This window comes from Bacillus sp. LL01 (assembly GCF_001037965.1).
In genome coordinates, this window is the sequence record NZ_LFEL01000221.1 from 1 (window position 1) to 3,705 (window position 3,705).

Consider the following 3,705-nt stretch of genomic DNA (forward strand, 5'->3'; position numbering starts at 1 on the left):
ATAAAGATGTTCGTGATGTGGTGATTCCACTGGGTGCTTCCATTCACATGGATGGTTCCGCCCTTGCGGCGATTTTGAAAATTGCCTTCTTATTTGGTATTTTTCAAATGGATTTCCTTAGTTTCCAAACATTTGCGATCGCAATCGGAATTTCACTGCTTGTCGGAACGGTGATGAGWGGGGTACCGGGTGGCGGTTTTATTGGGGAAATGTTGATTATTACCATGTACGGATTTCCTATCGAAGCTCTACCAATCCTGGCGATTCTTGGAACACTAGTTGACCCACCGGCCACGATGGTTAATGCATCAGGAGACGCGGTCTCAAGTATGCTTGTTTCAAGAGCAGTGGAAGGCGACGAGTGGATGGAAGAAGCCGAACGTCCGGCAAGTTAACGAGAAAAGAAGCTTTGGCTTGGACCCAAAGCTTCTTTTTTTTTAGTGCTCATTTAACTGTGAAAGGGGCACCTCTTGTTCAGAATCGGGCTGATCAAGCGGATAGATTCTTGCCATTTGAGTGGTTTCGTCCACATGTTGAATATAGATCGACTTGTTGTTGTACGTCACATTAGCCATGACGGGTGATGATGCAATTTCTTGTGCGCGAAGTGAGTTCATCGTTACATCCTCCTTTTTTGTCAGGTATAGGATGTGTTAGATCAACAGCTATTATTCTTTGATGTAGAGCGGTTTTCCCTAACAAAAATCCCTCCGCACTAAACGAAGGGATATCGTCATTATTTATTTGTTGTTTGAGCAAGTCTTACTAGCATATGTGCTAGGTGATGACGTTGGTCCTGATCACCTAATAACCATAGTTCTTGAAGTAATTTCTCTTCACGGTTTCTAGGCTCTTCTTTTGCCGATAAATAGTCGCCGACCTTCTCAGCATACTTAGCCAACGTTTCTTCACCTAAACCTAATTTCTCACCTTTTGCTACTTTGTCACCTAAATAATCCTTGAACCTATCAAAATTCTCAAGAATTTCTTCTTTTTGTTCAGGAACAGCTTGTTGAACTTCACTTTCGATTTTGTTCTCGTTCATGCATAAAACCTCCTGATTCTATATTTGGTGTACAGGGGTCTGTTCCCGTATCTATAGAAGATAAACATAAACTTGTAAAAAAAGGATTTCATCAAACCGATGCTTTTGAGAGAGTGAAGTAACTTAAAACGCCCAAAGTGAGCGTTATTAATAGTAAGGTAAATAATTCAGCAACGTATTGAGTACTCCCTGGTAGTGCTATGATCCAGTCTATGATGGGTGTATGGATGGCGGGGATGAATAGTAGGAGCACAACGATTGCAAGAGGTGATAACATCGCCCATTGCCCAAAACGAAAGGAAAGCGATGCGAGCAAAAATAATAACATGCCAAGCGTGCTCATGATCAAACTATCAGCCAAAATGTTGATCATAAATTCGTTTCCTGTTGATAAAATAGTACTCCACATGAAAAAGGTAACCTCATTTTCTATCACGAATGGTTGAATGAAGTTCATGATGAAAATATATAGTTGATTCAATAGAGCAAATGACAGACTTAGGAGGATGGTGAATAACGTTATCATCAGGACAAATGCTTTTCTGGTCACACCAAGATGAATGGAATGAGAAAAGTCCCCTGCACTCATTAAGCGATAACAGAAAATAGCAATAAATACATACATAGGTGGAGTCGTCAATACAAACATTGTAGGTATATCTAGAAAGATGACCAGTAAAAAGAAAAACAAGATAAACCCTGTTAAAATGCTCCAAAATGTAATGAGACTATTCTTGAGTTCAGAAAAGATCATGATGCTTTGAGCAGTGAACTGACTCATACTTTCTCCTCCTTTTTTTGATCGGTTAATAAAACCATTAAGTTTTGTAAAGATAGTGATTTTTTCTCGATTGTTGGTGGTAAAGAAGGTAACTGCATGTCTTTGTCGTAAATAGTGGMTGTGTATTCACCGATGAAGGCTGTTTCTTTAAGAACTTGAACTTGCTGTAATAGAGGTAAGATTTCTTCTTTTTTACCTTTTAAAGCGAATGATCTTTCTTTTAAATTGTCAATATTTTCAGATAGTGTAAGTTTTCCTTTATCGATGAGGGAAACATCTTGAAATAAATTGCTAACTTCATCAATTAAATGAGTAGAAAGGATGWTCGTTCTTGGGTGAATGGTATAGTCATCTWGAAGAAGGTCATAGAAGGTTTGTCTGGCGGCAGCGTCCATACCAATGTATGGTTCATCAAAGATCGTTAAGGGTGCTCTACTGGCAATCCCAATGGAAATACCAAGTGCTGACACCATTCCTTTTGATAGCTGAGACACTTTTTTGTGAGCAGGAAGCTTGAAGGTCTCAATTAACTCAARTGCAAAGTCTTTATTCAAGTTCGGGTAATAAGCAGGTGCAAATTTAATAATATCTTTTATTTTCATTGTTTCTTTAAAATTGCCACTCTCTTTAATAAAGCAAATCTGAGATTGAACAGTAGGGTTATCAAAAGGGGACTGGCCATTAATAAGAATGTCGCCTTCTGTTGGCAAGGACTGGCCGGTCATCATTTTCATAAGCGTCGTTTTACCTGCTCCGTTTCTTCCGAGTAATCCGTATATCCGATTTTCTTCAAATGAGCAGGAGACTGAATCGATGATTATTTCTTTTTTTATTACCTTTGAAACCTTATCTACATTTATTAAACATGTCATTTTAGTTGCCTCCCTTTGAAATCATCTCAATGATAGCTTCTTTTGAAAGTTGGAGTTTCTCCGCTTCGTGCAGCAAGGGCACGATGTAATCCTCATTGAACTTCTGGCGTCGTTCTTCGAGCAATTGCTCACGTGCGCCTTCTGCTACAAACATTCCAACACCTCTTCGTTTAAATAAAATGCCTTTGTCTACTAAAAGATTAATGCCTTTAGCTGCAGTAGCCGGATTTATTTGATAATGTTTTGCAAATTGGTTCGTTGAAGGAGCTTGTGTGCCCTCTGGAAGCTCGTTATGAATAATATGATCTGATATTTGTTCGGCAATTTGTAAAAAAATAGGCCTGCTATCATCAAAAAGATCCATCATTACCTCCTTGGTTAATCACTTATGTAACTAACCATATTACAATTACAAATTATTGTCAATAATAAAAGGGAAAATGTGTATTTGCCTAGCAAATAATAGGTTTTCCAAAAGTTGTTTTTAAATTTGTCAACATGTCGAGTGACGAAATTGCATTTAGATATGATTGAGAACAGCATGATAGCGCTTTACTATTAAAGTATAAGTTCATTACTTTTTTGGGGGGAAATACGATGCCAAATGAAAATACAAAAGCCAATTCAGGTGTGAAAGCAAAGATTCAACGCTTTGGTAGTTACTTAAGCGGAATGATCATGCCTAATATTGGAGCATTTATCGCTTGGGGGATTATTACAGCGTTATTTATTGAAACGGGATGGCTGCCGAATGAGAATTTAGTTCAACTCGTTGATCCAATGATTATTTACCTATTACCTTTATTGATCGCCTTTACAGGGGGGAGAATGGTTTATGATATTCGAGGTGGAGTAGTTGGGGCCACAGCTGCCATGGGTGTCATCGTCGGTGCAGATATTCCGATGTTTATCGGAGCGATGATTATGGGACCACTAGGTGGATATGCGATTAAAAAAGTCGATCAACTCTTCGAAGGAAAAGTGCGTTCAGGGTTTGAAATGTTGGT

At 38.6% G+C, this 3,705-nt stretch carries 7 protein-coding genes; 2 read left to right on the plus strand and 5 right to left on the minus strand.

What is annotated here, in order from left to right:
- The coding region (locus AB685_RS28285; protein WP_047973938.1) for a cation:dicarboxylase symporter family transporter at window positions 1-395 on the plus strand (395 nt) is incomplete at its 5' end.
- Between the two features lie 42 nt (window positions 396-437).
- Here AB685_RS28285 and AB685_RS28290 read toward each other — a convergent pair.
- The 5 genes from AB685_RS28290 to AB685_RS28310 form a co-directional block, all read right to left on the minus strand.
- Window positions 438-617 carry a small acid-soluble spore protein H gene (locus AB685_RS28290; RefSeq protein ID WP_047973939.1) on the minus strand — a complete coding sequence of 60 codons (180 nt, stop codon included), beginning with the start codon at window positions 615-617 and terminating at the stop codon, window positions 438-440.
- Window positions 618-736: 119 nt separating this feature from the next.
- Entirely contained in the window at window positions 737-1,045 is a 309-nt protein-coding gene (locus AB685_RS28295; protein WP_047973940.1) for a DUF3243 domain-containing protein, read from the minus strand.
- A 91-nt stretch (window positions 1,046-1,136) separates the two neighbouring features.
- Window positions 1,137-1,826 carry a hypothetical protein gene (locus tag AB685_RS28300; RefSeq protein WP_047973941.1) on the minus strand — a complete coding sequence of 230 codons (690 nt, stop codon included), beginning with the start codon at window positions 1,824-1,826 and terminating at the stop codon, window positions 1,137-1,139.
- Window positions 1,823-2,698, minus strand: a complete 876-nt coding sequence (locus AB685_RS28305) for an ABC transporter ATP-binding protein (protein WP_053073988.1) — start codon at window positions 2,696-2,698, stop codon at window positions 1,823-1,825. The genes AB685_RS28300 and AB685_RS28305 overlap by 4 nt, the downstream gene beginning before the upstream one ends.
- Before the next feature lies 1 nt (window position 2,699).
- On the minus strand, window positions 2,700-3,062 hold the full coding sequence (locus AB685_RS28310) for a GntR family transcriptional regulator (RefSeq protein ID WP_082153811.1): 363 nt from the start codon (window positions 3,060-3,062) through the stop codon (window positions 2,700-2,702).
- A gap of 233 nt (window positions 3,063-3,295) precedes the next feature.
- Between AB685_RS28310 and AB685_RS28315 the strand changes: the two genes are divergently transcribed.
- Window positions 3,296-3,705: PTS transporter subunit EIIC (locus AB685_RS28315; RefSeq protein ID WP_047973943.1), on the plus strand; the 410-nt coding region annotated here is incomplete at its 3' end.

Coding starts and splice junctions, on each gene's coding strand:
- AB685_RS28290 (WP_047973939.1), bottom strand. CDS start 617: ATGAACTCACTTCGCGCACAAGAAATTGCATCATCACCCGTCATGGCT.
- AB685_RS28295 (WP_047973940.1), bottom strand. CDS start 1,045: ATGAACGAGAACAAAATCGAAAGTGAAGTTCAACAAGCTGTTCCTGAA.
- AB685_RS28300 (WP_047973941.1), bottom strand. CDS start 1,826: ATGAGTCAGTTCACTGCTCAAAGCATCATGATCTTTTCTGAACTCAAG.
- AB685_RS28310 (WP_082153811.1), bottom strand. CDS start 3,062: ATGGATCTTTTTGATGATAGCAGGCCTATTTTTTTACAAATTGCCGAA.